The organism is Flavobacterium sp. GW821-FHT11G01, assembly GCF_058808175.1.
The window spans coordinates 473035-497322 of sequence record NZ_JBXARK010000002.1; the positions used below are offsets into that span (position 1 = coordinate 473035).

General features: G+C 33.6%; 24 protein-coding genes. 2 read left to right on the forward strand and 22 right to left on the reverse strand.

Going from position 1 to position 24288, the window contains the following annotated elements; translation table 11 throughout:
* Window positions 1-152: 152 nt before the first annotated feature.
* The 12 genes from AC1RRN_RS05865 to AC1RRN_RS05920 all read right to left on the reverse strand — a co-directional run bounded on the left by AC1RRN_RS05865 (window position 153) and on the right by AC1RRN_RS05920 (window position 9153).
* Window positions 153-683: a GNAT family N-acetyltransferase gene (locus tag AC1RRN_RS05865; protein ID WP_492966409.1), complete on the reverse strand. Its 531-nt coding sequence runs from the start codon at window positions 681-683 to the stop codon at window positions 153-155.
* A gap of 189 nt (window positions 684-872) precedes the next feature.
* Complete coding sequence (locus AC1RRN_RS05870) at window positions 873-1970, reverse strand: MBL fold metallo-hydrolase (protein WP_492966410.1); 1098 nt, start codon at window positions 1968-1970, stop codon at window positions 873-875.
* A 284-nt stretch (window positions 1971-2254) separates the two neighbouring features.
* Window positions 2255-2680, reverse strand: a complete 426-nt coding sequence (locus AC1RRN_RS05875) for a DUF1801 domain-containing protein (RefSeq protein WP_492966411.1) — start codon at window positions 2678-2680, stop codon at window positions 2255-2257.
* 3 nt (window positions 2681-2683) lie between these two features.
* Window positions 2684-3733 carry a serine hydrolase domain-containing protein gene (locus AC1RRN_RS05880; protein WP_492966412.1) on the reverse strand — a complete coding sequence of 350 codons (1050 nt, stop codon included), beginning with the start codon at window positions 3731-3733 and terminating at the stop codon, window positions 2684-2686.
* Between the two features lie 236 nt (window positions 3734-3969).
* Window positions 3970-4338, reverse strand: a complete 369-nt coding sequence (locus AC1RRN_RS05885; protein ID WP_492966413.1) for a nuclear transport factor 2 family protein — start codon at window positions 4336-4338, stop codon at window positions 3970-3972.
* An 82-nt stretch (window positions 4339-4420) separates the two neighbouring features.
* A complete protein-coding gene (locus tag AC1RRN_RS05890) occupies window positions 4421-4636 on the reverse strand; it encodes an ArsR family transcriptional regulator (protein WP_492966414.1) in 216 nt (71 codons plus the stop codon).
* Window positions 4637-4657: 21 nt separating this feature from the next.
* On the reverse strand, window positions 4658-5071 hold the full coding sequence (locus AC1RRN_RS05895; RefSeq protein WP_492966415.1) for a hypothetical protein: 414 nt from the start codon (window positions 5069-5071) through the stop codon (window positions 4658-4660).
* A gap of 74 nt (window positions 5072-5145) precedes the next feature.
* Window positions 5146-6060: a helix-turn-helix domain-containing protein gene (locus tag AC1RRN_RS05900; protein WP_492966416.1), complete on the reverse strand. Its 915-nt coding sequence runs from the start codon at window positions 6058-6060 to the stop codon at window positions 5146-5148.
* Window positions 6061-6072: 12 nt separating this feature from the next.
* Window positions 6073-6969 carry an NmrA family NAD(P)-binding protein gene (locus AC1RRN_RS05905; RefSeq protein WP_492966417.1) on the reverse strand — a complete coding sequence of 299 codons (897 nt, stop codon included), beginning with the start codon at window positions 6967-6969 and terminating at the stop codon, window positions 6073-6075.
* 93 nt (window positions 6970-7062) lie between these two features.
* Entirely contained in the window at window positions 7063-7548 is a 486-nt protein-coding gene (locus AC1RRN_RS05910; protein WP_492966418.1) for an SRPBCC family protein, read from the reverse strand.
* Window positions 7549-7940: 392 nt separating this feature from the next.
* Window positions 7941-8414, reverse strand: a complete 474-nt coding sequence (locus tag AC1RRN_RS05915) for a hypothetical protein (RefSeq protein WP_492966419.1) — start codon at window positions 8412-8414, stop codon at window positions 7941-7943.
* Between the two features lie 142 nt (window positions 8415-8556).
* Window positions 8557-9153, reverse strand: coding sequence for an NAD(P)H-dependent oxidoreductase (locus AC1RRN_RS05920; RefSeq protein ID WP_492966420.1), 597 nt, complete (start codon window positions 9151-9153; stop codon window positions 8557-8559).
* Window positions 9154-9259: 106 nt separating this feature from the next.
* On the opposite strand from AC1RRN_RS05920, the gene AC1RRN_RS05925 reads away from it, so the two are divergent.
* A complete protein-coding gene (locus AC1RRN_RS05925) occupies window positions 9260-11767 on the forward strand; it encodes a M14 family zinc carboxypeptidase (RefSeq protein WP_492966421.1) in 2508 nt (835 codons plus the stop codon).
* A 225-nt stretch (window positions 11768-11992) separates the two neighbouring features.
* Here AC1RRN_RS05925 and AC1RRN_RS05930 read toward each other — a convergent pair whose 3' ends face one another.
* The 10 genes from AC1RRN_RS05930 to truA all read right to left on the reverse strand — a co-directional run bounded on the left by AC1RRN_RS05930 (window position 11993) and on the right by truA (window position 21867).
* Window positions 11993-12406, reverse strand: a complete 414-nt coding sequence (locus tag AC1RRN_RS05930) for a hypothetical protein (protein WP_492966422.1) — start codon at window positions 12404-12406, stop codon at window positions 11993-11995.
* A gap of 6 nt (window positions 12407-12412) precedes the next feature.
* Window positions 12413-12856: a hypothetical protein gene (locus tag AC1RRN_RS05935; protein WP_492966423.1), complete on the reverse strand. Its 444-nt coding sequence runs from the start codon at window positions 12854-12856 to the stop codon at window positions 12413-12415.
* 239 nt (window positions 12857-13095) lie between these two features.
* Window positions 13096-13785, reverse strand: coding sequence for a CPBP family intramembrane glutamic endopeptidase (locus AC1RRN_RS05940; protein ID WP_492966424.1), 690 nt, complete (start codon window positions 13783-13785; stop codon window positions 13096-13098).
* Between the two features lie 53 nt (window positions 13786-13838).
* Complete coding sequence (locus AC1RRN_RS05945) at window positions 13839-14228, reverse strand: DUF1801 domain-containing protein (RefSeq protein ID WP_492966425.1); 390 nt, start codon at window positions 14226-14228, stop codon at window positions 13839-13841.
* Between the two features lie 311 nt (window positions 14229-14539).
* Entirely contained in the window at window positions 14540-15199 is a 660-nt protein-coding gene (locus tag AC1RRN_RS05950; protein WP_492966426.1) for a carbonic anhydrase, read from the reverse strand.
* A gap of 113 nt (window positions 15200-15312) precedes the next feature.
* Complete coding sequence (locus tag AC1RRN_RS05955; protein WP_492966427.1) at window positions 15313-16212, reverse strand: arginase family protein; 900 nt, start codon at window positions 16210-16212, stop codon at window positions 15313-15315.
* Window positions 16213-16819: 607 nt separating this feature from the next.
* The gene (gene lpdA, locus AC1RRN_RS05960) at window positions 16820-18208 is read right to left on the reverse strand and encodes a dihydrolipoyl dehydrogenase (RefSeq protein ID WP_492966428.1); all 1389 of its coding nucleotides are present in this window, start codon (window positions 18206-18208) and stop codon (window positions 16820-16822) included.
* Window positions 18209-18556: 348 nt separating this feature from the next.
* Complete coding sequence (locus AC1RRN_RS05965; RefSeq protein WP_492966429.1) at window positions 18557-19141, reverse strand: NUMOD4 domain-containing protein; 585 nt, start codon at window positions 19139-19141, stop codon at window positions 18557-18559.
* A 143-nt stretch (window positions 19142-19284) separates the two neighbouring features.
* Complete coding sequence (locus tag AC1RRN_RS05970) at window positions 19285-21039, reverse strand: ABC transporter ATP-binding protein (RefSeq protein ID WP_492966430.1); 1755 nt, start codon at window positions 21037-21039, stop codon at window positions 19285-19287.
* 93 nt (window positions 21040-21132) lie between these two features.
* Window positions 21133-21867 carry a tRNA pseudouridine(38-40) synthase TruA gene (truA, locus tag AC1RRN_RS05975; RefSeq protein WP_492966431.1) on the reverse strand — a complete coding sequence of 245 codons (735 nt, stop codon included), beginning with the start codon at window positions 21865-21867 and terminating at the stop codon, window positions 21133-21135.
* A gap of 426 nt (window positions 21868-22293) precedes the next feature.
* On the opposite strand from truA, the gene AC1RRN_RS05980 reads away from it, so the two are divergent.
* Window positions 22294-24210 carry an SPFH domain-containing protein gene (locus AC1RRN_RS05980; RefSeq protein ID WP_492966432.1) on the forward strand — a complete coding sequence of 639 codons (1917 nt, stop codon included), beginning with the start codon at window positions 22294-22296 and terminating at the stop codon, window positions 24208-24210.
* Window positions 24211-24288 lie beyond the last annotated feature (78 nt).

A 24288-nucleotide genomic window follows, 5' to 3' on the forward strand; every position in this document is an offset into this window, starting at 1 on the left:
CAAAGCTTTGTGAACTTTGTGTTTTAACCGAATGCAATAATAAAAAAACATTGCGTACTCTGTGGTTAATTTTTTATTTGTGATTATTTTTTTTCAGGTTAAAATGAGAAATTTTACCATAAAGGTTTATGTTTTTATTTCAAGATTATTGGTTAAGAATTAAGGAGAAATCTAAAACCAAATACAGGTAATTCTCCCTGCATAAAATCTAAATCTTCAGATCTTTTAAAACCTAGATTTTCATACATTTTCCAGGCAGTTTGCATCGCTAAGGTTGAGTGGATTATAAGTTGTTTTCGCTTGTTTGAATTTGCCTTTTGTATGCATTCCAGGGTTAAAAGTTTACCAATTCCTTTTCCACGTGCTTGGTTGTCAACTCCTAATAATCGAAATCCTGCAGCATTTTTTTCCTGGGTTGCAATTCCGCCGGAACCATAATATTGCATGTCATTAAAATATACAACTGCACCTAAGATGATATTATTTTCATCAACGGCGACTAAGAGTTCTGTTTCTGGGTATTTGGTAAAATCTCCAATATTAGCCAGCATTTTGTAATAATTGGGTTGTTCGTTTTCTTTCGGAAAACCATCCAATTGCGAATAAACGCTAATAAGCAGTTTCCCTATTGCTTCAAATTCTGAAGGCTTGGCATTTCGAATAATATAGTTTAAAGTATTCATTTTTTAAGTTGAAATGAGATTTTTTACCACAAAGGGCACTAAGATTTTTTTTCAATTAGTATGCTTTAAAACACAAAGTTCACAGAGCTTAATCTACACAAAGCTTTGTGAACTCTGTGTTTTTTTAACCGACTGCATTAGTAAAAAACATTGTGTACTCTGTGGTTAATTTTTTATTTCAGGTTGCAATTATCTAATCCCTTTCCACCATTGTTGAAATTCTTGTTTATCATTTTTCAATTCAACCAATTCACCAATTTTAGGTGTAATTAATGGAATCGGGTTTTCAGAATTGGCATTCAATTCGGTTACTCGAATCAAAGGTTCATCCCAAGAATGAAGAGATAAAGGAAATTTTGAATTATGTACCGGAAATACTCTTTTTGCCTTCAAGTCTTTCATCGCTTTTATGACATCTTCGGGCAAATTGTGAATGTATTTCCATGCTGGATTATATTGACCATTATCGATAAGAGCAATGTCAAAAGAACCGTATTTAGCCCCAATTGCTGCAAAGTGCGAATCGTAGCCACTGTCGCCGCCCAAATACATTTTGAAATCCTTGGTTTCTAAAATAAAAGAAGTCCAAAGTGTGTTGCAACGTTTGATACTTCTGCCAGAAAAATGTCTCGATGGAGCAGTATAAAGCGTTAAATTTTGATCTAACTCTATTTTTTCGTGCCAGTCTTTTTCGATAATATTTTCTGTTGAAAATCCCCAAAATTCAAAATGCGAACCAACGCCAAGTGCCGTGATTACTTTTTTTATTTTTGGTTTCAGTTCCATAATCGTTTTATAATCTAAATGGTCATAATGGTCGTGTGTGATTAGTAAATAATCAATTTCCGGAATATCATCATATGTATAAATATCAGTTCCTTTAAAGGCTTTTGTCGTTCCGTAAATAGGAGAGGCGTTGCCACTGAAAACAGGATCAATTAAAAAATGTTTGCCTTCAAGCTGAATGAAATAGGACGAATGCCCAAACCAAACTAAAACATCCTGATTTAAAGGAAGTTCTTTTAAATTGGTTTTTATTGACGGAATAACATCAGTTGGGATTTTGCGGTCTACTTTCTTAAAGAAAAATTCTTTTAAAACATCAAAATAGCCATAACCTTCTGCCAATTCGGGAGTAAAGCTTTCATTTTCGAATTTTCCGTTTTTATATTGAGGTGATTTTTGTATTAAAGCCAGTCTTTCTCCAGAAGGCTGTTTTCCAAATCTTGGATGGAATAAAAAGTAAAAAATAACGGCTAGTAAAAGAATTATTAGAGTAAGGATCATTTTTCTGAAATTATAAGAGTGAAAATATTTTTAATATAAAATTGAAAGATAAGATTAAGCCAATTATAGTTAAGATTGTCAATCCTAAATACAAACGAAGACTTTGGAATTGATTTACAGGAAAATTTTCTAAGAAATATTTCCGAACGTTTTTATGGTTATAAATGCAAAACAAAATAAGCGTTATAAAAATCAAAAAGAATATTGATTCTAATATAAAAGCATCATTTTCTTGCTGGGAACTATTCTTTAAAAATATTTTAGTCATTTAAATTTTATACAGATTATTTTTGAGGATATAATTTTTGTAATTCTTTTACTGAAGCCGAAACCATTTCTTTGAGAATTTCTACATTAATATCGCTTAGTTTTTTGATGTAAATGCAACCTTTTGCTGCTCTGTGTTTTCCTAATTTCGAAAGTAATTCTTCTCTATTTTCTTCAGACAAATAAACATAAAGGGAAATAGCGGCTTTTCTTGGCGAGAATCCTGCGAGAGGTGCGTCGCCTTCGTGTCCGCTGGCATATTTATAATGATAACTTCCAAAACCAATAATGCTTGGTCCCCACATTTTGGCTTCAAAACCAGTTACTTTCTGCATTATTTTGATCAATTCAAAAGCGTCATTTCTTTTTGCTTCGTCATCTACAAAAGTGTTTATAAAATCTAAAACACTGGTTTGGGTTTCTGTGGTTTTATTTTTTGCCATGATTTATTTTTTTTGATGAAGTAAATCGCTTTTAAGTAAAATGTTTTTGATTTTACTTTCAGAAGCATAAAACAAGCCTGAATCTTCATTCATTTGATTTTCTAAAACTATCAAACTCACATCACTTTCAGGGAAATACAAATTTATGGAAGAAAATCCATCCCCAAGACCAGTATGTCCAACATATTTTACAGCATCTTTTTCAATTATTCTAATGCCATAACCGTAGCCTTCTTTTTCTTTTCCGAAAAAACTGTGTTGTGCTGTTATGTTGTATTTAAACATTAATTGATAACTTTCTGGTTTCAGTAGTTTTCCTTTATGGAAATTTTCATTCCAAATCGCTAAATCGCCAACAGTTGAAACAATTCCGCAAGAAGGAGTGTTTTCTTTAGTAATCATGGTTTCATTCACTATTTCGAAAGTGCCTTTTGCGTTAATATAACCTGAGACTACATTTTGAATTTTATCTTTTGAATAACAAAATGTATTTTTCATCTTTAACTTTTTAAAAAATGCATTTGCTACTTCAGAGTAGCTTTTTCCAGTAGTAACTTCAATTATTTTTCCCAAAAAAGGATAACCATTATTTCCATATTTAAATTCTGTCCCGGGTTTAAATAAAAGCGGTTTTTCTAAGTCAACTATTCCATGCGTGTGATTTAATAATTGATGAACAGTCACAGAATCTGCCCAGGTTTGCTTTAGTCCCGGCAAATATTTCTTGATTGGCGCCTGCAAATCAATTCGGCCTTGTTCTGCCTCTTTCATAATTAAAACCGCTGTAATCTGTCTCGTGTTCGACATAATTTCAAACTGACTGTCTAATTTTAAAGGTTTTTTAGTTTCAAAATTTTCAAAACCATAAGCTTTATTGTATAAAGTTTTTGCGTTTTGGGCAATCAGAATTACACCATTAAATTTAGGATCTGCAACTTTAATCAAACTGTCAATTTGAGCAGCATAATTATCCTTTTTTTGTGCAAAAGAATTACAGTTAGAAAATAGAAAAACGATAGAAAGCAGAGAAGAAAATTGGGTAATAGCGTTCATTAAGAGGTTTTTTGTTTTAGTTTTTTTGTTTGCTTTGCAATTCGGCTAAAGCGTCGTGTCAGGTTTCCCTTTAAAATGTGAGAAAAAATTAACCGCAAAGAGCGCTAATATTTTTATCAATTAGTAAGTTTAAAATAGTATGTTCGCAAAGCTGTGTCATCACAAAGCTTTTCGAACTTTGCATTATTATAAAAGAACATAAGTAAAAAACATTGCGTTCTTTGCGGTAAAAAAAATTAGAACATTCCGTTTTCGTTAATTGCTTCTTTTGGAATTTGCATTCCTAAATCCCAAAGTTCTACTATTTTATCAGCTTCAAATCTAAAAATATGGACAACGGCCGCACCTAAGTCAGCCGAATTTTGTTTGACATGTGAGTGTACCGCAACCAAATCGCCGTCTCTTAAAGCATGATGAATTTTGAAAGTCTTATTCGGATTTTTTCTGCAAGATTCTTCCATCGCCAGCATTAAAGTATTGGAATCACCTTTAAAATAAGCATTATGATGTTTGAAATTCTCGCCTATATAAAGTCGGAAAGCTTCATGTGAATGCCCATTTGCAGCGAGTTTTAAAAATTCCTGGGCAATATATTTCTTAGTCATGATTCTAAAATTAAAAACAAACTAAGTTATGAAATTTAGAAGTATGTTTTCAAGTAAATAAAAGCCTGAGATATGAAGTTTTTTATAAATCTTCTGACTTGATTTGAGAAGTATCAATACCTAATTTTTCAAATTCTTTTTGGCCTAACTTGGTAATATAAAAGTGTTTGTCGCCTGGATTATTTTTGGCAATCCAGCCTTTATCAGCAAAGGTTTCTGCAAGCAATTGACCAAGTTTTCCGCCAATATGACTGTAACACATTTTTGCCGGTTTTATTAAAGTTGATTTCTCGCTCATTTGATTTTTGAATTACGTTTTCTAAATTCTTCTTTTGACCAACTTTATTGCCAGATAAGCCATTGGAATATATGCAAAAACTAAATCTACAACCGTAAACCACATTGGCGAAGGCAGAGAGCAAACACTCACAATACCGCCTAACAAAAAGAAAGATCCAATAATTAAACCTAGTTTTGTTCTGTGATTAAATGCGATTAAAGACGTTGTAAGTGCGCCGGTAAATGTGCCTATGGCATGTGCCAAAAACGGAAAAAGAAAATGTTTTGGTTCAAACAAATGCATCGTTTTTTGCAAGCCTTCCATAGTGGTATTGTCGGCTCCGTCTGGGGGCGGAATAACCGAACCACTCATTAAAATAATACTCATGTTTACAATGCTCCCAACAAAAAGGCCAGCAATAACGGCCAAAGTATTTTTTAAAACAGGGTTCATAAATTTTGGTTTTTAGTTGCACTAATTTATAAAAATTATCAATAGTATAATGAACCAAATTTAGTATTCTATTTTCAATTAAAAGATTGCCTAAATTCCAAAGGCGAAACATTAGTCTTTATTTTGAATAATTTACTGAAAGATTGCTGATGCTCAAAACCCAATTCAAAAGCAATTTCACTTATAGATAAATCCGTTGTTGAAAGTTTTTCCTTCGCCTTTTCAATCAGTTTATTGTGAATATGTTGTTGGGTACTTTGACCCGTATGAAGTTTTAATAATCCGCTTAAATAATTAGGCGAAACATTTAGGTTTTCGGCAATATATTGAACTGTTGGTAATCCTTTTTTCACAAGTGAATCGTCTGTAAAATAATCTTCCAGTACTTTTTCTAAACGTTCTAAAATCTGATGATTGCTTATTTTTCGGGTTATAAATTGACGGTTGTAAAAACGTTCAGCATAGGTAAGAAACAATTCAATTTGAGCAATAATAACATCCTGACTGAACTTATCAATATTAGACTGATATTCCTGACGAATATTTTTGATAATACTTATGAGCATATTTTCTTCCTTCTCTGACAGATGAAGCGCTTCATGGACAGCATAACCAAAATATTCGTACTGCTTGATTTTCTTTGCAAGGGAAGTATTCCATAAAAAATCAGGATGGATCAATAATGACCATCCTGTATGTTGTAACTCAGCATTACCTTCTATAGAAAAAACCTGTCCAGGCGATATAAACATCAAAACCCCTTCTTTAAAATCATATTCCTGCTGTCCATATTTCATCTTGGCATTAGCATTTCGTTTGAGGGCAATCGAATAAAAATCAAGCATCAGACTCTTAGGTTCGTCTTCATTAAGATACTTAAGATCTTCAAAATTATAGACACTGACTAAAGGATGTTCCGGTTTAGGCAAATCTCTAAATTGATGAAATTCGCTTATCGTTTTAATGCGCAGAGGTTGCTGATTTGCCATAGTACAAGTTACTTAATTTTGATTATATATCGCAGCAAATTCTTTTGCATAGACTGCAAGCTTTGTTTTTCCCATTACTGCTGGTCTGTTGCGGTAATAATCTTCAGCTAATGTACCGTTGTAAAGTCTGGCATACATTTCAACCAAACCTTCTGCGATTTTTGGTTGCATGCCAACATTCACTAAACCATTCAGTGTTTCATCATCGCTAATTAAAACCCATTTCAAATCAGGTTTTCCAATAGCTTCTCCTAAAATTCGAGCCGTTTCATTACCAGTAAGTTCTTCACTGCCCACATAACGAATTTTTCTCCCGTCAAGCGGAGTTGTAAGTTCTTCGGCAATAGCGTCTGCGATATCCATTGGAGAAACCCACGGTATCATTTTATCCGCCCCGTAATTCGTTGCAATTACGCCCGCATTTTTTATCATCGGAATGTAAGCTAGTAAATTATAAAAGAAAGAAGTGGGACGCATAAAAGTAATAGCCACATTTTGAGGTTTATTCAAAACCGCTTCAATTTCATTGTAACGCTGAATAATTCCTGAATTTTGTTCTAAATGTGCTCCAACGCTACTTAAAAACACCACGCGTTTTACACCTGATTTTGCTATGGCTTCTGCATAATTATTTCCAATTTTACGTGTAAAAGAATCCAAATCAAGATTCGGATCGAAATAATTCGCACGCGGAATCATGCAATAAACGGCATCAGCACCAGTAAAAGTCTGCGTCAAAAACGTTGCATCTTCAACAGATCCAATTGCCGCTTTTGCTCCTAAACCTTCAATTACCGTTTGTTTTTCGACATCGCTTGTAATAACCGTAATATCGTGTCCTTTTTGCACTAATTCCTGTGCTAGTGGTTTGCTAATGTTCCCTAAAGAACCTGTAATAATAATTTTCATAATACTATTTTTTTGATGTTACAAAGTTGCGTAACATTAAAAAAGGGGCTGTAGCCAAATCTAAGATTTTGTTAGCCGAAATTATTTATCAAATTACTTCTCACTCAATTTCCTTTCATTTTCTGTTTGCGGTTTGTCTTTACCATTTGGTTGGCCTTTTCCGGTTGTAATCAGTTTTTTTAGACTATTCTGAATATAATTGGTCCAGGAATCCCGGCAAATATCAAAACATTCATAATCCGGAACCAAACCCACGTGTGTAAAGCGAAGTTCTGTTTTTCCGCCTTTTTCCGAAATTTCAAAAGTTGGTTTTGTGCCTGTCCATTCCGTTTCGTCTTCGGTGAATTTGAAGTAATTTTTTTCGACCAACCAAACAATTTTCTCATTCGGAATTACTTCAATCAATTTGTTTTTGCAACGATGTATATCTTCATAATGATAATCAAATACATCATTTAATTGGGCCGTGTTGCCATCGATTTCTTCAGACCACCAACCGCGAACATTGGTAATGGCATTAAAAACTTTTTCAGGAGATTGGTCAACTATAAGGGTCGTGGTAAAATCTTGCGCACTCATTTTGTGTAGTTTAGAAAGTTATATAACAAAATTACAATCTAAAAATCAATAAGTTAGGGTGTTTGTAAGACAATTGTAAGGGGTGAATCAGACAAGTTTTAAATTTAGATTTTTAATTTTCAGGAGCAGAAGAATTATTTTCATAAGAACGACCAGTCCCGCTGTCCGCTATATCTTTTGTGGTCTCGTTAAAAAGACGAGACCACAAAAGGATATCACTCCCATCGGGGCTAAAGTAGAGGTTTTAGTTTTTATAAGAAGTCCTCTAAAGCACACAGATTTTTAATCCCGACGCTTCGGGACTGTATGGTTTGTCTGCGTTAATATCTTTTTATTTTAAAAATTGATCTTTGCGAACATTGCGTAAACCCTTTGCGAACCTTGCGGTTAAATTAAATCTTATTAATATCAGTTCTTCTCAGCAGCCCAATCAATAAATTAATAATAAAAACAGGGATCGCTAACAAAGCAATTAATAAAAATTCAATAACCAATGTTGCATTAATTAATTGACTTCCATTATCAAACAATGGAAAAGTAGGATTACTTAAAAATATTTTACAATAAATAATAACCAGCCAATAAAGAACAAAACTTCCAATTAAAATAACGGTATGAATTATTGTTAATGGTTTTATAAGTTGCTTTTGGGGCAGTTTTTCAAATAGCCAATATAATATTCCCATCAAAAAGTAAGTAGTAAATAAAATTAATGTACAATCATAATTGGATATCACAAAATAGGTATCATGAATATTAATATCTAAACCTGAATTTGAATCAGTACATCGATACAGTCCTATCAATAAAATAAGAATCGAAACAATTAAAAATAAGTGGTGGGCTTTTATTCTTTTAAGAGTCATATGTTGTTTAAATTGTAAGAAATTATATATATAAATACGAAAATAGTAATTTTATATTCACTTCAACAATAAGTACAAAACTTTTAGTAAGTAAAAACGAAATCTGCTTAATCCGTTTAAATCTGTAAAATCTGTGTGCAATCTAATCGCAATACTTACAAATCCTTTCAACAACTTCTTCAATCTCAAAAAAGTGCTTCGTCATTACTTTTTCCAATTCTAAAGTCCCGCCTAAAATCAACATTTCTTTGTTCTCAAAACGTTTTCCAAGGCGGTCTTCCAGCATAATAGTTTCCATACTTTGCGCCATATTTATTTCTTTCAAAAATTCATTTGGATGCCCGGCTGTGCAAATTACAAGTCCAAATGGAATAGTTTTCATTTTTTGGGAGGTTTCATTTTGGCCATAAGCATATCCAACAGCATATACTCTGTCAAACCAGCCTTTTAATTTCGCCGGACAATCGCTCCACCAAACCGGATAAAGAAAAATAATACAATCGGCTTTTTCGATTTTTGCATGTTCGGATAAAACGTCTTGAGAAATTGGAAGATCTGTTTTGGCAAAGCCTTCTCTTTCATATTCTTCTTCAGACATATCACTCTGAAAATTCATTGCATATAAATCAGAAATTTCCAGATCCCAGTTTTGTTTTAAAATTTGAGATTTTAAATGTTCAAAAACCTGAAAAGTATAAGATTTTTTGCTTGGGTGACTGTAAACAATTAAAATATTCATTTTGGTTAATTCATTTAAAAATTAATAAATCAATTAAAATTGGAGCTGCTTTTTAATTATATAAAGTTAATTCTTATTTTTAACCAACTGCAAACCATTTCTAATTATGATAAAAAACTTTTACGCTGCATTATTTTGTATAACCGCTTCAATTTCAGCTTTTGCACAATTAAAAACACCCTCAGAATTTATTCCGAATTACGGAAAACAAATCAGCTATTACCATCAGGTAGAAGATTATTTTAAATATCTGACAGAACAATCTCAGTTTATCAAAAAACAGAAATATGGTGCAACAAACGAACAGCGTGACCTGAATGTCTATTATATCTCGACTCCCGAAAATTTGACAAATCTGGAGCAAATCAGAAACAACAATTTAGCTTCTATTGGTTTATCAGCAAATAAAACCACTACTGTTGATGATAAAATTATTGTCTGGTTGAGTTTCAATGTTCACGGAAATGAATTTGCAGGAACAGAAAGCGCTTTAACGGTTGCTTACGAACTTTTAAATCCTTCAAACGAAGCAACCAAACAATGGCTAAAAAATACGGTTGTAATTTTAGATCCGTGTATCAATCCTGATGGCTATTCACGTTACGGAAATTGGCTTAGAGAAATCACAGGCAAAAAAAATCATCCCGGATTATACGATAGAGAACATATGGAAGCCTGGCCTGGCGGACGTTACAATCATTATCTTTTCGATTTAAACAGAGATTGGGCATGGCAAACGCAAATCGAATCGCAGCAACGTATTAAATTATACAACCAATGGATGCCGCAAGTACATACAGATGTGCACGAAATGAGTTATAACTCGCCTTATTTTTTCCCGCCGGCAGCAGAACCTTTGCATGAGTTTATAGAGCAATATCAAAAGGATTTTTATAATGTTTTAGGGAAGAATATTTCGCAAAAATTCGACAAACAAAACTGGATGTACAATACCAGAGAGCGTTTCGATTTGTTTTATCCCAGTTATGGCGATACGTATCCAACTTATAACGGAGCAGTTGGACTAACATTAGAACAAGGCGGAATAGGAGCAGGCCGTGAAGTGACGATGGAAAACGGAGCGAACGTAACCATAAAAGATAGATTAACGCATCACGCAACTGCGGTTTTGACGGTTGTAGAAAGTGCAGCTTCACAAAAAGATATTCTCTTAAAAGGATTTAGAGATTTTCATAGCAATGCTCGTATAAAAGCAAAAGGCGTTTACAATACTTATGTTTTAAAAGCAAATCCAAAACTGGATCAATTAGCAGAGATGCTTAAGAAAAATGATATCGAATTCAGTTATGCCGATGCCGGTGCTTCTGCATCTGGATTTCATTATCAAAATAAGAAAAACGAAAGTTTTAAAATTGAACCAAACGATTTGATTATAAAAGCAGATCAGCCAAGATCAGTTTTAGCGCAGGTTTTGTTTGAACCGAATCAAAAATTAAACGATAGTTTGTCATATGATATAACAGCCTGGGCTTTGCCTTTGGCATATGGAGTCGAAGGTTATGCCGTTAAAAATAATCTTTCGCTTAAAACAAAAACTAAAATTGAAACAATAGCAAAAACAGTTCCGGCCAGCGTATATGCCTTTTATGTACCATGGAATAACAGAACTTCTGCGCAGGTAGTTTCATTATTGCATCAAGGCGGAATCAAAGTGCGTTCTGCCATGAAAAAAGCGGTTTTCGGGACCATCACAATCGAACCGGGCGGATTAATTATCAGCCGCGCCGATAATCCAAAAACAGCCGATTTCGAAAAAACAGTTTCTGATATCATTAAAATCAAAACCGATTATAGTTTTATCACAACCGGATTTTCTACAAATTCTAAAGATATTGGCGGTGAGAATTTTGTGTTGCTAAAAGCGCCAAAAATCTTAATGTTATCCGGAAAAGGAATTGTGTCTACCGAGTTTGGCGCGACCTGGCATTATCTGGATGAAACGATAAGTTATCCGGTAAGTATTGTCGAAACGTCTAATTTTAATCGGGTTAAATTGTACAATTACAATACATTAATTCTTTGTGATGGTTCTTATGATTTCTCAGACGATCAGAAAAAACATATTGACGAATGGATTAAAAATGGCGGAAAAGTAATCGCGATGAGCAGCGCCATTTCGTTATTTCAGGATCGCGAAGGATATGCTTTGAGCCTGTTTGCGAGCAAAGAAGACAAAGAAAAATCAGAGAAAGAAGAAAAAGAAATCGAACTCAAAAAACGCTTTTTAGATTTCGAAGGGTCAGAACGACGAGAGATTTCAGGTACAATTCCGGGTGCGATTATTGAGAATAAATTAGATAAAACCTATCCAATGGCTTTTGGTTTAGGAAATACGTATTTCAGTCTTAAGACCAACGAAAGGTCTTATTCGCTTTTAAAAAGCGCCATAAATGTAGCTTATATTCCAAAAGGGTATATCAGTTATGGTTTTGTCGGGAATACTATCAAGAAAAAACTAAATGAAACAGTGACTTTTGCCGTCGATAAAAAAGGCGACGGAACTGTAATTTACATGATGGATAACCCGCTTTTTAGAGGTTTCTGGGAAAACGGAATCCTGTTATTCAGTAATTCACTTTTCTTAGTCAACTAATAAAAAAATGCTCTTCAGATATAAGATTTGAAGAGCATTTTTTTTATTCAGGAGCAGATGTTTCGTTTTCAAAAGAACGTTCAGTCCCGCTGTCCGCTATATTCCCGATTAACAAAAACTACGGCTAAAAAGCCTTGTTTTTCTAAATCGGGAGATGCCGCTCCCATCGGGGCTAGCGATTACGTTTCTTTTTCATAAGAACGAGGAAAACGAATTCGCAGAAATTTATTGTCTTACAAAATACAAATCACTGCCATCAACATAGGATTTTCCCAAAACCATCTCTCCCTGATCAGAAATAAAATACGTCCATTTTGAATCGTCTATGATAACAAAGAATTCTTTTCCTTCTTCAGTGCCGGGATTTCCGGATAAATAATCAAGTTTATATTCGTATTTGTGGTTCTCTACTTTTTCATCCTCGGTAATAGTTAAATTGGAGTTTGAATCAAATCTGTAAATGATGTTTTTATCTGAATAATCTGTAAAAGATTCCGTGAAGCCGTTAGTTGTACTAAAAATGTAACTCCGCATTTTAACTAATTTCCAGGTCCCCACAACCGGACTTGCCTGGTCATCATCATCAGTACAGTTTGTAAAAGCAAGAAGAATAAAAATAAGTGTAATAATTTTTCTCATAATAATTTATTTTACTCGTTCGTATTTTGATGTAGAACAGTCAAAACATTCGTCAATTAAAGTCAAATTTTCACCATTAATTTCAATTAAGCGATCAATAAAATATTCCTGAGTAATAGAAAGACCTTTGTCTATAACAAGCATTTCTTTTTCACCGCCAAAAATTGATTTTTTAGTTTTTATCAAAAATTGCTGCTCGCGCGACAATTTTCCATTAGTATAAATTCTAAGAGTAGAACCCGAAAATTCAATTTCTTTTTTTTCATTTAAAGTAGCCTGAGTAGGACCTCCAAATCCTCCAGTTGTAGAAAGCCATAACCATCGTCCTTCCAGGTTTTTTTCTGTCGGAGTATTGGCATTAGTATTTTTAGTGTTACTGTTACTGTCATCATTACTATTACAAGAGAATAATAAGAAAACCATAAAAATTAGAAAAGTAAATTTTTTCATGTTGATTGATTTTAAGATTTTTATTCTACCCAAACATATCCTGAACTATTATCAAACCAAATAATAAGAAATGTTTTTTTAAGGGTTAAAATTCACATCTGTTTCTTAATAGATGCAAATTTTATTAAATAGTTGCGTAAGAATGGAATATTTCTTAAAATTATTACATTTATTGTAATAAGCTGTTCTAAGTAATGCCTAATTTCTATATATAAATTAGAATGATTTTTTATTAGGTTTTAATCTGTTGTATGGTATTTATTTAATTTTCGTAAATAGAAATAAGACAAAACAGGTAATCCAAAAATTTGAATGAGAAAGAAAACTAATGATAGTATTCCTTCTAACTTTTTGCTACTATCAATAATTAGAAATTGTTGCCCTAACGGCCCTTTTGAGAAAATAACGGTATTAATTAAATTCCATCCTAAATGTATTGCGATTGGAAGATATAAAGATTTTGTTTTGGCATAAGCAAACGCAAACATAAGTCCCCAAATTCCGGTCATAAAAAATACAATGAGCATTTGTATCGGGTTTCCGAGAGCACCAAATGTAAACCAATGATATATTCCAAAAGCTGCCGCAGAGAGAATACAAGCTTTTTTTACTCCTATTTTTTTAATAGTAATATAAAGTAAAGCTCCTCTGAAAATTAGTTCCTCAAATAGAACTGAAGATAAAACCCACCAGGAACTTTTGAAGAACTGTTCCGTGCTAAATTCATGATTTATATTATAATGGGTGCCTGTTAAGCTTGAAGTTGCAGTATAATAGAAAACACAAAAAAGTGATGCCACTATAAAACCAAATATAAAATGTAAGGTTCGTTTTTTTGTTAATTTAAAACCTAAAACAGATAAATTGGATTTGTCAAACCAAGAAAGCAATAACCAGGAAATTAAAAGTTCAACAAGTATTCCGATCATAATTTTGGTTTGTTAGTTGATTTTTTATGTTGCTGTGAATGCTTGCTGAAAGATTATTTCAATCGTTCTAAAACGCCTTTACGTTTGACAATGTTTTTATAATCCCACTGAATTTCTCTTCCTTTCTGAAGCCAGCGCTTCAAATCTTCTTTATTGATTTGTTCAGCGGCTGTATAACGGAATTCTGCTGCTTTAAAAGAGCCTTCATTTGAAAGTTTTTCTTCTTCAAAAGATTGCCCGCTCCAAAACAGTAAACGAACATTATTTTTTAGTTTACTATAACCAACTATCGGGTTTCCGTCCAGAAACCAAACCGGATGGGCATGCCAGATTTTGTTATCTGCATCGGGAAGATTTTCATTGATTATTGTGGCAAGTTGATCACAGATTTCTTTGTCTGTACTACTTTGTGAATTATTATAATCTTGTACGGCTGGATTCATCTTAACTAGCTCTTTGGTTTTGTAATTCGTTGAATTTATTATTGTTACTTCAATTATGAGTTTATTATTGAAGCTAAAATAGTCATTTTTCTATTACAAAGTTCAAGGATAATATGACGTTATTATGAAAGTGTTATGTGAAGGATAGAGGCAGTATCTCCAGATTTAGAAAAATAAGGCTTTTTAGCCGTGGTTTTTGTTAATCGGGAATTTAGCCGAAAGCCAGACCCGCATTTTTCGGCGGGACACGCCCAAATAAAAAATCCGACTTGCTTTCACAAATCGGATCTTGATATTTTATTGAGTTTAAATTACAACTGAACCACTTTCCCGGTATGTACATCATATCGCATAGAAACAATTTTAACGTGATGCTCTTTTACGATTGGGTTGTCCTGAATCAATTTTACAGAATGTTCGATATTGGCATTAATCGCGCCTAAATAATTAGTTGCTTTTGGAGTTGTTTTATCGGCATCAATTTCTTCTTTTTCTTGTGAAATTGTTTCTACAATATTGTCAATATGATTGAAATGTTTTTTATAAGAACCTTCTTTATCATTAATGTATGCTTTTATAGCACCACATTCTGTGTGACCCAAAACCACAATTAATTTTGCATCTAAATGTTCTACAGCATACTCAATACTTCCCATATCGATGTCAGAAATTAGATTTCCAGCATTTCTAATTACAAATAAGTCTCCAATTCCCTGATCAAATACAATTTCAGGAGAAACACGGCTGTCTGAGCACGTAATCACAACTGCAAAAGGCTTTTGGCTATCCTGATTGGCTAAAACTGTTTTTTTGTTTTGATGTGGGTGAGCCGATCTTCCGTTTAGAAATCTATCGTTACCCATTGTTAGTTGTTCGATAGAAGTTATAATTTTATCTTCTGTTGGTTTGTGTTTTTTGCAGCTAAATAAAGAAAAAATTATAAGAGCAAATATTGTAATCTTTGTTTTCATTCTAAGATTTTTTAAATTATGTGTTATTCAATGTTCTATAATAGAACCGCACAAAATTATTTTGCTTTTACACACAAATTAGCCACAAGAAGTTTTTATAATGTTATTTAAATCTATTTTTTGAAGGAGTTGAAAGTTGCTGAAATGTTGATCACAAATTCTTTCGTATATTGTCCGGTTGTATCTAAATCCGGATCTAAAATCGTTATTTCGAGTCCGGATAATTCCTGGCTTTGAAATAAATAAGAAGTAAGTTCATTAAATTCAGTATAAGTCAGACCATCGGGCGTTCGGCTGTCTACACATGGCATTACAGAATCATTTAAAACATCTACATCAATATGAAGCCAAAAACCGTCCAGATTCTTTGCCGTAACTTCTGAAAGAAATGATTTTACGCAATTTGAAATACCTTGCTTGCGCAATTCAAAAAGACTGAGATAAGTTGCGGTAGAATTTCGAATCTCATTTTCGTATTCGTCATCATATTCACGATTGCCAACGCACCAAAGATTTTCTTCTTTTATATAAGGAGATAAATTTAGAATATTGCTTAGTTTATTATGCCCGTTTCCTGTTACTATTGAGGCTGCCATTCCGCCAACGCCTCCGGTTTCAGATAGTGAAATATTCATAAAATCAGTATGGCCGTCAAGATAAAATAAACCATAATTTCCTTTTTGTTTCAGAGCAATTGCTGATCCTAAAAGAATACTGCAATCTCCACCAAGTATGAATGGAAATTTATTTTGAGTCAATAAATTATTTATTAAATAGGCTTGTTCTCTTGCATATTCAACTAACGAATTTGCATTAAGAATTTGCGTTTCACTGTCTTTAAGATTTGAATATTTTGGCGGATCAATTCGTATTATATCTTTATGCGGAATGAATTTATGCAAATTGTGTTTCCATAACCAGTCCGGTAATTTTTTTACACCGGGTTCTTTGCCAGGTTGAGGTTCTTTTAAGCCCAGATTTGATGGAAATTCAACAATGTATACTTCTTTCATAATCTTAGATGTTTATTCGTAAAATTATGAAAATAAATTCTTTAGTTAGTTTTGTTTTTTAGAATTCGAATTAAATAGATTCCAAAAATAATTTGCTCCATTATGAATATTAATATGGTAATTTTAATGTGTGTTATTATACTTTCAATTGCACTTTGATTAATATCATAGCCGGTGTTATCAATAAAGAGCGTTGGGAATTTTAACATTGAAAGGATTAATGTAGATACTATCATATGTCCTATGAAAATAGATATTTTTAGTCGTTTAAAATATTTTGAAAATATCCAATAGAATAAAAGAGGAACAATAAAATTTACTAAAATTATAAATGAAATAAAGAAATAGGACGGAAAGATTGTTGTATGCCATCCCGGAATTATTGATGAGAATAAATCATCGGATATTATATACAAACAAAAAAGACAGAATAGTAGAAATGTTATTAAAATAGAAATTAAAAAGAACAGGAGTTTTCTCATTTGTTTTATTGTTTTTGCCTTGACAATATACTAAATTGTGAGAGTCAAAAACAAAAAAATCCGACTTGCTTTCACAAATCGGATTTTTAAATTGAAAATTATATGTAACCGTAAAACGGTTTGTATTACAAGTGAATTACTTCGCCATAAGCATCAGCAACAGCTTCCATAACAGCCTCGCTCATAGTTGGGTGAGGGTGAATCGATTTTAAGATTTCATGACCTGTAGTTTCTAGTTTACGAGCTACAACTGCCTCAGCAATCATATCTGTAACACCAGCACCAATCATGTGGCATCCTAACCATTCTCCGTATTTTGCATCGAAGATTACTTTTACGAATCCGTCTGGAGTTCCGGCAGCTTTTGCTTTTCCTGAAGCTGAGAAAGGGAATTTACCAATTTTTAATTCGTATCCTTTTTCTTTAGCTTGTTTTTCAGTTAAACCAACAGAAGCGATTTCAGGAGTTGCGTAAGTACAACCAGGAACGTTTCCGTAATCGATTGGATCTACGTGTAAACCAGCGATTTTTTCAACACAGTTAATTCCTTCAGCAGAAGCGACGTGAGCTAAAGCCTGACCTGGAGTAACATCTCCAATTGCATAATATCCAGGAATGTTAGTTGCGTTGTAAGCGTTTACTAAGATTTTATCTCTGTCAACAGCGATTCCAACTTCTTCTAAACCAATATTTTCAATGTTAGTTTTGATTCCAACTGCAGAAAGTACAATGTCAGCTTCAAGAACTTCTTCTCCTTTTGCTGTTTTTACAGTTGCTTTAACTCCGTTTCCTGTAGTGTCTACTTTTTCTACAGAAGAGTTAGTCATTACTTTAATTCCGGCTTTTTTCAAAGAACGCTCAAATTGTTTTGAGATATCTTCATCTTCTACAGGAACTACGTTTGGCATAAATTCTACAATAGTAACTTCTGTTCCCATTGAGTTGTAGAAATGTGCAAACTCAACTCCAATTGCTCCAGAACCTACAATAATCATAGATTTTGGTTGTGTTGGTAATGTCATTGCCTGACGGTAACCAATTACTTTTACTCCATCTTGTGGTAAGTTTGGTAACTCACGAGAGCGAGCTCCGGTAGCAATAATAATGTGGTCAGCGCTATATTCAGTTACTTTATTATCTTTATCTGTAACGTCAAGTTTTTTACCTGATTTTAGTTTTCCAAAACCTTCAATAACGTCAATTTTGTTTTTTTTCATCAAGAACTGAACTCCTTTACTCATTCCGTCAGCAACACCACGGCTACGTTGTACAACTGCAGGAAAATCTTTATCGAATTCAGAAACTTTCAATCCATAATCAGAAGCGTGTTTTAAATAATCAAAAACCTGAGCTGATTTTAATAATGCTTTAGTTGGGATACATCCCCAGTTTAAACATACACCACCAAGGTTTTCTTTTTCAACTACAGCTACTTTAAAGCCTAATTGTGAAGCTCTAATCGCTGTTACATATCCGCCAGGACCACTTCCTAAAACAATAACGTCGTATTTCATTTTTTTGGTTTTTAGTATTTATAACCGAAAATGAGGTTTATAATTCCGAAACTCACTCTTCGATTTTTCTTTTGTTATTTGTGATTGCGAATTTAAGGATTTATTTTAAAAAACACTTCAAAATTTATTTTTACCCGTACTGATTTTGACCTTTTCACAGAAATTTAAGTAATTGTTAATTGTAAATTGTGAATTATGAAGTGAAAAATTAGATTTTGAAGTGAAATCTCAAATTAAATTGTTTATCAAAATAACAAAGTCGAAGAGCTTTTCAATAGGAAAAGTTCTTCGACTTCGTTCAAAGTGACTGCAATGATTAATTAACCATTCACAATTCACAATTTATAATTAAACCTTCACGTGTCCCCAGTTTTCTCCGCTGGCGATTCGTCTAATCTGCATTTCGCTTACGCCAAATTGTTTGGCGATCATTTTCAAGCGTGTTTTTTGTTCTGGTCGGGCCAAAATTTTCTTGATTAACATGACTTTCGTTGTCGTTAATTTTCTTCCGTCAGCTTTCAGGTTGTGCTCAATTAAGTTCTTTTTTGCCTGAATCACACGTGGGCTTTTACGGCTGTGCGCCATCATTTCGGCTTTGGTTGCCCAGCGTAAATTGCTTACATCGTCATTACTTCTGTTGTAATCTAAATGGAGTACATAAGTTTGATCTTCAGAATCTTTTGGAAGAAAATATTGGGCAACTAATTTGTATAAAAACAGGTATTTGTTGACAATTTTGTCGTCTTTTTTAACTTTAAATCTGAAGGTAGGATAACCATCACTCAAACCGCCTTTTAGGATGCGGCCATTTTCAATTTCGTCAGTAAAACTTATTAAACGGCCTCTGTTTGAAATGGCGTAACGTAATTGTAATGAAGCGTTTATTTCTATTTCTTTGAATTGTTCGTTTGGGTAAAATCTGTTTTGTGGCATTTTCTTTTACATTTGATTTCTATAATCTCAAAGATAAAAAAACCAAAAACGAAATCATTTATATAATTCCTTAGGAATGTTACATTTATGATTCCTATAACGCTAATTTAACTTTTTTAAGAATTTTTTTAGCATTTCAAAATTTAGTTTGCCACAGAAAATTGCGAATCGTATAAATTTTTGTAATAACCTTCTGCCTTATTCAATAACTCCTGATGTGTACCTTGTTCTACAATTAACCCTTTGTCCATTACAACAATTTTATCTGCATTTACAATTGTTGCCAATCGATGCGCAATGATAATAGAAGTTCTTCCTTTAGTAATCGTTTCGGTCGCACGCTGAATCAATTCTTCTGAATAAGTATCGATAGATGAAGTGGCTTCATCCAAAATCAAAATACTTGGATTACTCACATACGAACGTAAAAAAGCAATTAATTGACGTTGTCCAGAAGAAAGCATTACACCACGTTCTTTTACATCAAAATCATAATTATCAGGCAAACTCATAATAAAATCATGAACACCAATTTTTTTGGCAGCATTCAAAACCTGTTCACGGGTAATTTCTGGATTTTGTAAAGTAATATTATTGTAAATCGTATCGGCAAATAAAAATACATCCTGTAAAACCACGGCAATTTGCTTTCTCAATGAAGCCAAAGTATAATTTTCGATATTATTTCCGTCGATAAAAATAGTTCCGCTGTTAATCTCATAAAAACGATTCAGCAAGTTTATAATCGTTGATTTTCCTGCTCCGGTCGAACCTACAATCGCAATCGTTTGCCCAGCATCGACAGATAAATCAATACCTTTAATAACTTCTTCTTCCGGGATGTAACTGAAACGGACTGCTTCAAATTCAATGCTTCCATCAAAAATTGGAGCTTCAAGTGTTCCGGTATCCTGAATATGATCTTGCGTATCGATAATATCAAAAACACGATTTGCCGCAATCATTCCTAATTGCATCTCATTGAATTTATCTGCAATTTGTCGTAGTGGATTAAAAAGCATTCCGATAAACATGGTATAAGAGAATAAATCTCCAAACGTAGTAAAATGATCTCCGTTCAGGATTTTAAATCCACCATAAACGACAACTAATCCTAAAGTTATTGAAGAAATAATATCAGCAATGGGAAAAAATATGGAGTTGTATAAAATTGTTTTAATCCACGCAACTCTATGTTTATCATTTATTACTCTAAAGTTTTCGGCTTCAATTTTTTCACGATTAAAAAGCTGTACGATTTTCATTCCTGTAACGCGTTCCTGCACGAATGAGTTCATGTTAGCAATCTGCGTACGAACTTCTTCAAAGGCAACCTGCATTTTACGCTGAAAGATTCGGGTAATATAAACCAGAATCGGCATGGCAACAATTACAATCCAGGTTAGTTTCCAGTTCATGTAAAACATAAAAATCAGTACCACCAGCATTTTCATCATATCACTGATAATCATAAATAATCCCTGGCTGAAAATACGAGCAATCGATTCAATATCGGATACTGATCTGGTTACCAATTGACCAACCGGAACCAAATCAAAATATTTCATTCTAAAACTCAAAATATGTTTAAAAAGCTTAGTACGAATGTCTTTTACGATATCCTGTCCAAGCCAGTTTGCCCAATACACAAAATAGAATTGAGAAAAAACTTCGCATAAAAGCACAATTCCCATCAATATAATGTACATCAATAAACCGTGTTTATCATGTGTCTTGATATAGCCGTCGACCGTTTGTTTTAATAAGTAGGGGCGAAGTGCCGCAAAAATCGAAAGGGAGACTGCAAAAACGATAACGCCATAATAGCGCCATTTATAAGGTTTGGTGTAAGTTAAAATTCGTTTGAATAATCCGGTATCGAATGCTTTTGCTTTCATGTATTTTTTTTCAATGCTTTAAGCTATAAGCTTTAGGCATTAGGCTAAGCACTTTGTGGTGAAAGCTTATTGCCTAAAGCTTAAAGCCTACAGCTATATATAATCGTATTTTATTTCGGTTAAATATAAACCATGCGCCGGAACCGAAAATCCGGCTTTTTCTCTGCTTTTACTTGCAATAATGTTTTCAAAATCGGCTATAGAAATTTTATGCAAACCTATATTAACTAAAGTTCCCACAATAGAACGAACCATATTCCTCAAAAAACGATTTGCCGAAATCGTAAAAATTAGTTTGTTGTTTTCTTGTTTCCAATAAGCCTCAAAAATCGTGCAATCAAATGTATTGACATCTGTATTTACTTTCGAAAAACACTGAAAATTGGTATGATTGAGCAAAATTCTCGCGGCTTCATTCATCAAAGCTACATCTAATTTTTGATTAAAATACCAACTCAATTCCTCCAAAAATGGATTTTTAACAGTATTGATATGGTATTCGTACGTTCTTTTAGTAGCATCAAATCGGCAATGTGCATCATCATGAACCAATATAATGTCGAAAATTGCAATGTCTTTAGGGAGATAAGAATTCAGTTTATGAATCAAATTCGGAATATCAAGCGGAGTTTCAAAATCAAAATGACCATACATTTCCTGTGCGTGAACTCCGGTATCAGTTCGCCCGGCACCCATAACATTTATAGTTGAATTTAATAAGACCGAAAGCGCTTTGTTTAAAGTTTCCTGAACAGAAGAGGCATTCGGCTGAAATTGCCAGCCGTGATAATGTGTTCCGTTATATGCAAATTGAATAAAATATCTCAAAGTAAAGGTTCAAAGGTTCAGAGCGGCAAAGGTACAAAGATTTTTTTCTTTACAGGGGCAAAGTTACAGAGAGGCAAAGGTTCAAAGGTTTTTATAGTAAGTTCAAAGTTGCAAAGATTTTTATACTGACATAATATTAAATAAGCAGATGTATTAAAAATCATCCTGCTTTAAAATCCCAATAGAAAACCTTTGAACCTTTGCTTCTCTCTAAACCTTTGCGCCTCTAAAAGAACTGTTAAAACCCAAAATACCAATCATAGTTTACACAGCAAAAAATCGTGTCAGAAATTGACAATTCCAACGTTTTAATTAAAGTGTTTTTTTAGCTTTTTTTTGAAAAAATAGCTAAACGTTAATTTTGAAAATACTTCATTTTAACAGGAAGTATTTCTCCTATGTTTGTAATCTAAAATATCAAAAACTATGAATGAAATTACTTCTTATTGGTGGATAATTTTAATCTTATTCTCCATTATTTTTTACAAATTTATTTTACGCGTTTTCTTCGGAATGGTAATGGTTCCGGAGGATAAAATTGGTCTGGTGACTAAAAAATTCGTTTTGTTTGGTGCCGACAGGTCGCTTCCTGATGGTCGTATTATTGCGACAAAAGGAGAAGCAGGTTATCAGGCACAAACGCTTGCCCCAGGTTTATATTGGGGAATGTGGATCTGGCAATATTCAATCGATATGAGCGGATTCACCATTATTCCGGAAGGAAAAATTGGACTGGTTTTAAGTAAGGACGGAAAAGAAATTCCGACCGGACGAATTCTAGCCAGAAGAGTAGATAGCGACAACTTTCAGGATGCAACTTCTTTCCTGAATAACGGCGGACAAAAAGGACGTCAGACTGCTTTTATTACAACAGGTTCATATCGTATTAATACGTTTCTTTTCGAAATTGTAATTGCGGATCAAATCAAGATTTATGAGAATATGATTGGTATCGTAACAGCTTTGGATGGAGAACCAATTCCACAAGGACAAATTGCCGGTAAGTTTGTTGAAAATCATAACAACTTTCAGGATTTTGACAAGTTCTTAGAGCATGGCGGAAATCGTGGTTTGCAACCTCAGGTTATGTTGGCAGGTTCTTATTATATTAACACATGGGGAATTCTGATCGAACAAAATCCAATGACAGATGTGCCAATTGGATATGTTGGAGTTGTGATTTCTTATATTGGAGAAGACGGTCAGGATGTTACAGGCGATACTTTCAAGCACGGAAATATTGTTTCGAAAGGACAACGTGGTGTTTGGATGGAGCCACTTGGCCCGGGGAAATATGCACTGAATAAATACACTACTAAGTTAGAAGCTGTTCCAACAACAAACTTGGTTTTAAACTGGGCAAACGCCAGAAGTGAATCGCATGATTTGGATAAAAACCTTTCTACGATTACGGTTCGTTCAAAAGATGGTTTCCCATTCAATTTAGATGTGGCACAAATTATTCACGTTCCGGCTGCCGAAGCACCAAAAGTTATTGCACGTTTTGGAAGCATGAACAATTTGGTTTCTCAGGTTTTAGAGCCAACTATTGGTAACTATTTCAGAAACTCGGCTCAGGATAGCGATGTAATTTCGTTTTTAACAACAAGAAAAGAGCGTCAGGAATCGGCTAAAAATCATATTAAATTAGTGCTTGACGAATATAATGTTAATGCAGTGGATACTCTGATTGGAGATATCGTACCGCCAGATTCATTGATGAAAACATTAACAGACAGAAAATTGGCTGAAGAAGAACAAAAAACATATCAAACCCAAAGAATGGCGCAAGAACAGCGTCAGGGAATGGAAAAGGAAACCGCGATTGCAGACATGCAAAAAGAAATCGTTCGAGCATCACAAAGTGTTGAAATTGCACAAAGAACTGCCGATGCAACCGTGAAAAAAGCAGAAGGAGATGCAACCAGCTTAAAACTGAATGTAAACGCTGAAGCGGAAGCAACAAAAATGCGTGCTAATGCAGAAGCCGAAGCAACAAAAGCAAGAGCAGGAGCACAAGCAGAAGCAACAAAACTAAATGCGAGCGCAGAAGCAGAAAGAATCTCGAAAACAGGTTTGGCTGAAGCAGAGAAAATCATGGCAATTGGTAAATCAACTGCTGAATCGTATCAATTGCAAGTTAGTGCGATGGGTGGCGACAATTTTACCAGATATAAAGTTACCGAAGAAATTGGTAAAGGAAATATCAAAGTAATTCCAGATGTCCTGATATCCGGAAATGCCGGTTCTGATGGTTCAATAAGTGGTTTATTAGGATTGAAACTAATGGAAATGATGGATACTAAAGATTCGAAAGATCTAAAAAATCCTAAGAAACAATAATTGTTTAATTAGGTGTAAGACGTTAGATGTAAAATGTAAAACACATCGTATAATGTAGAGGCGCACAGCAGTGCGTCT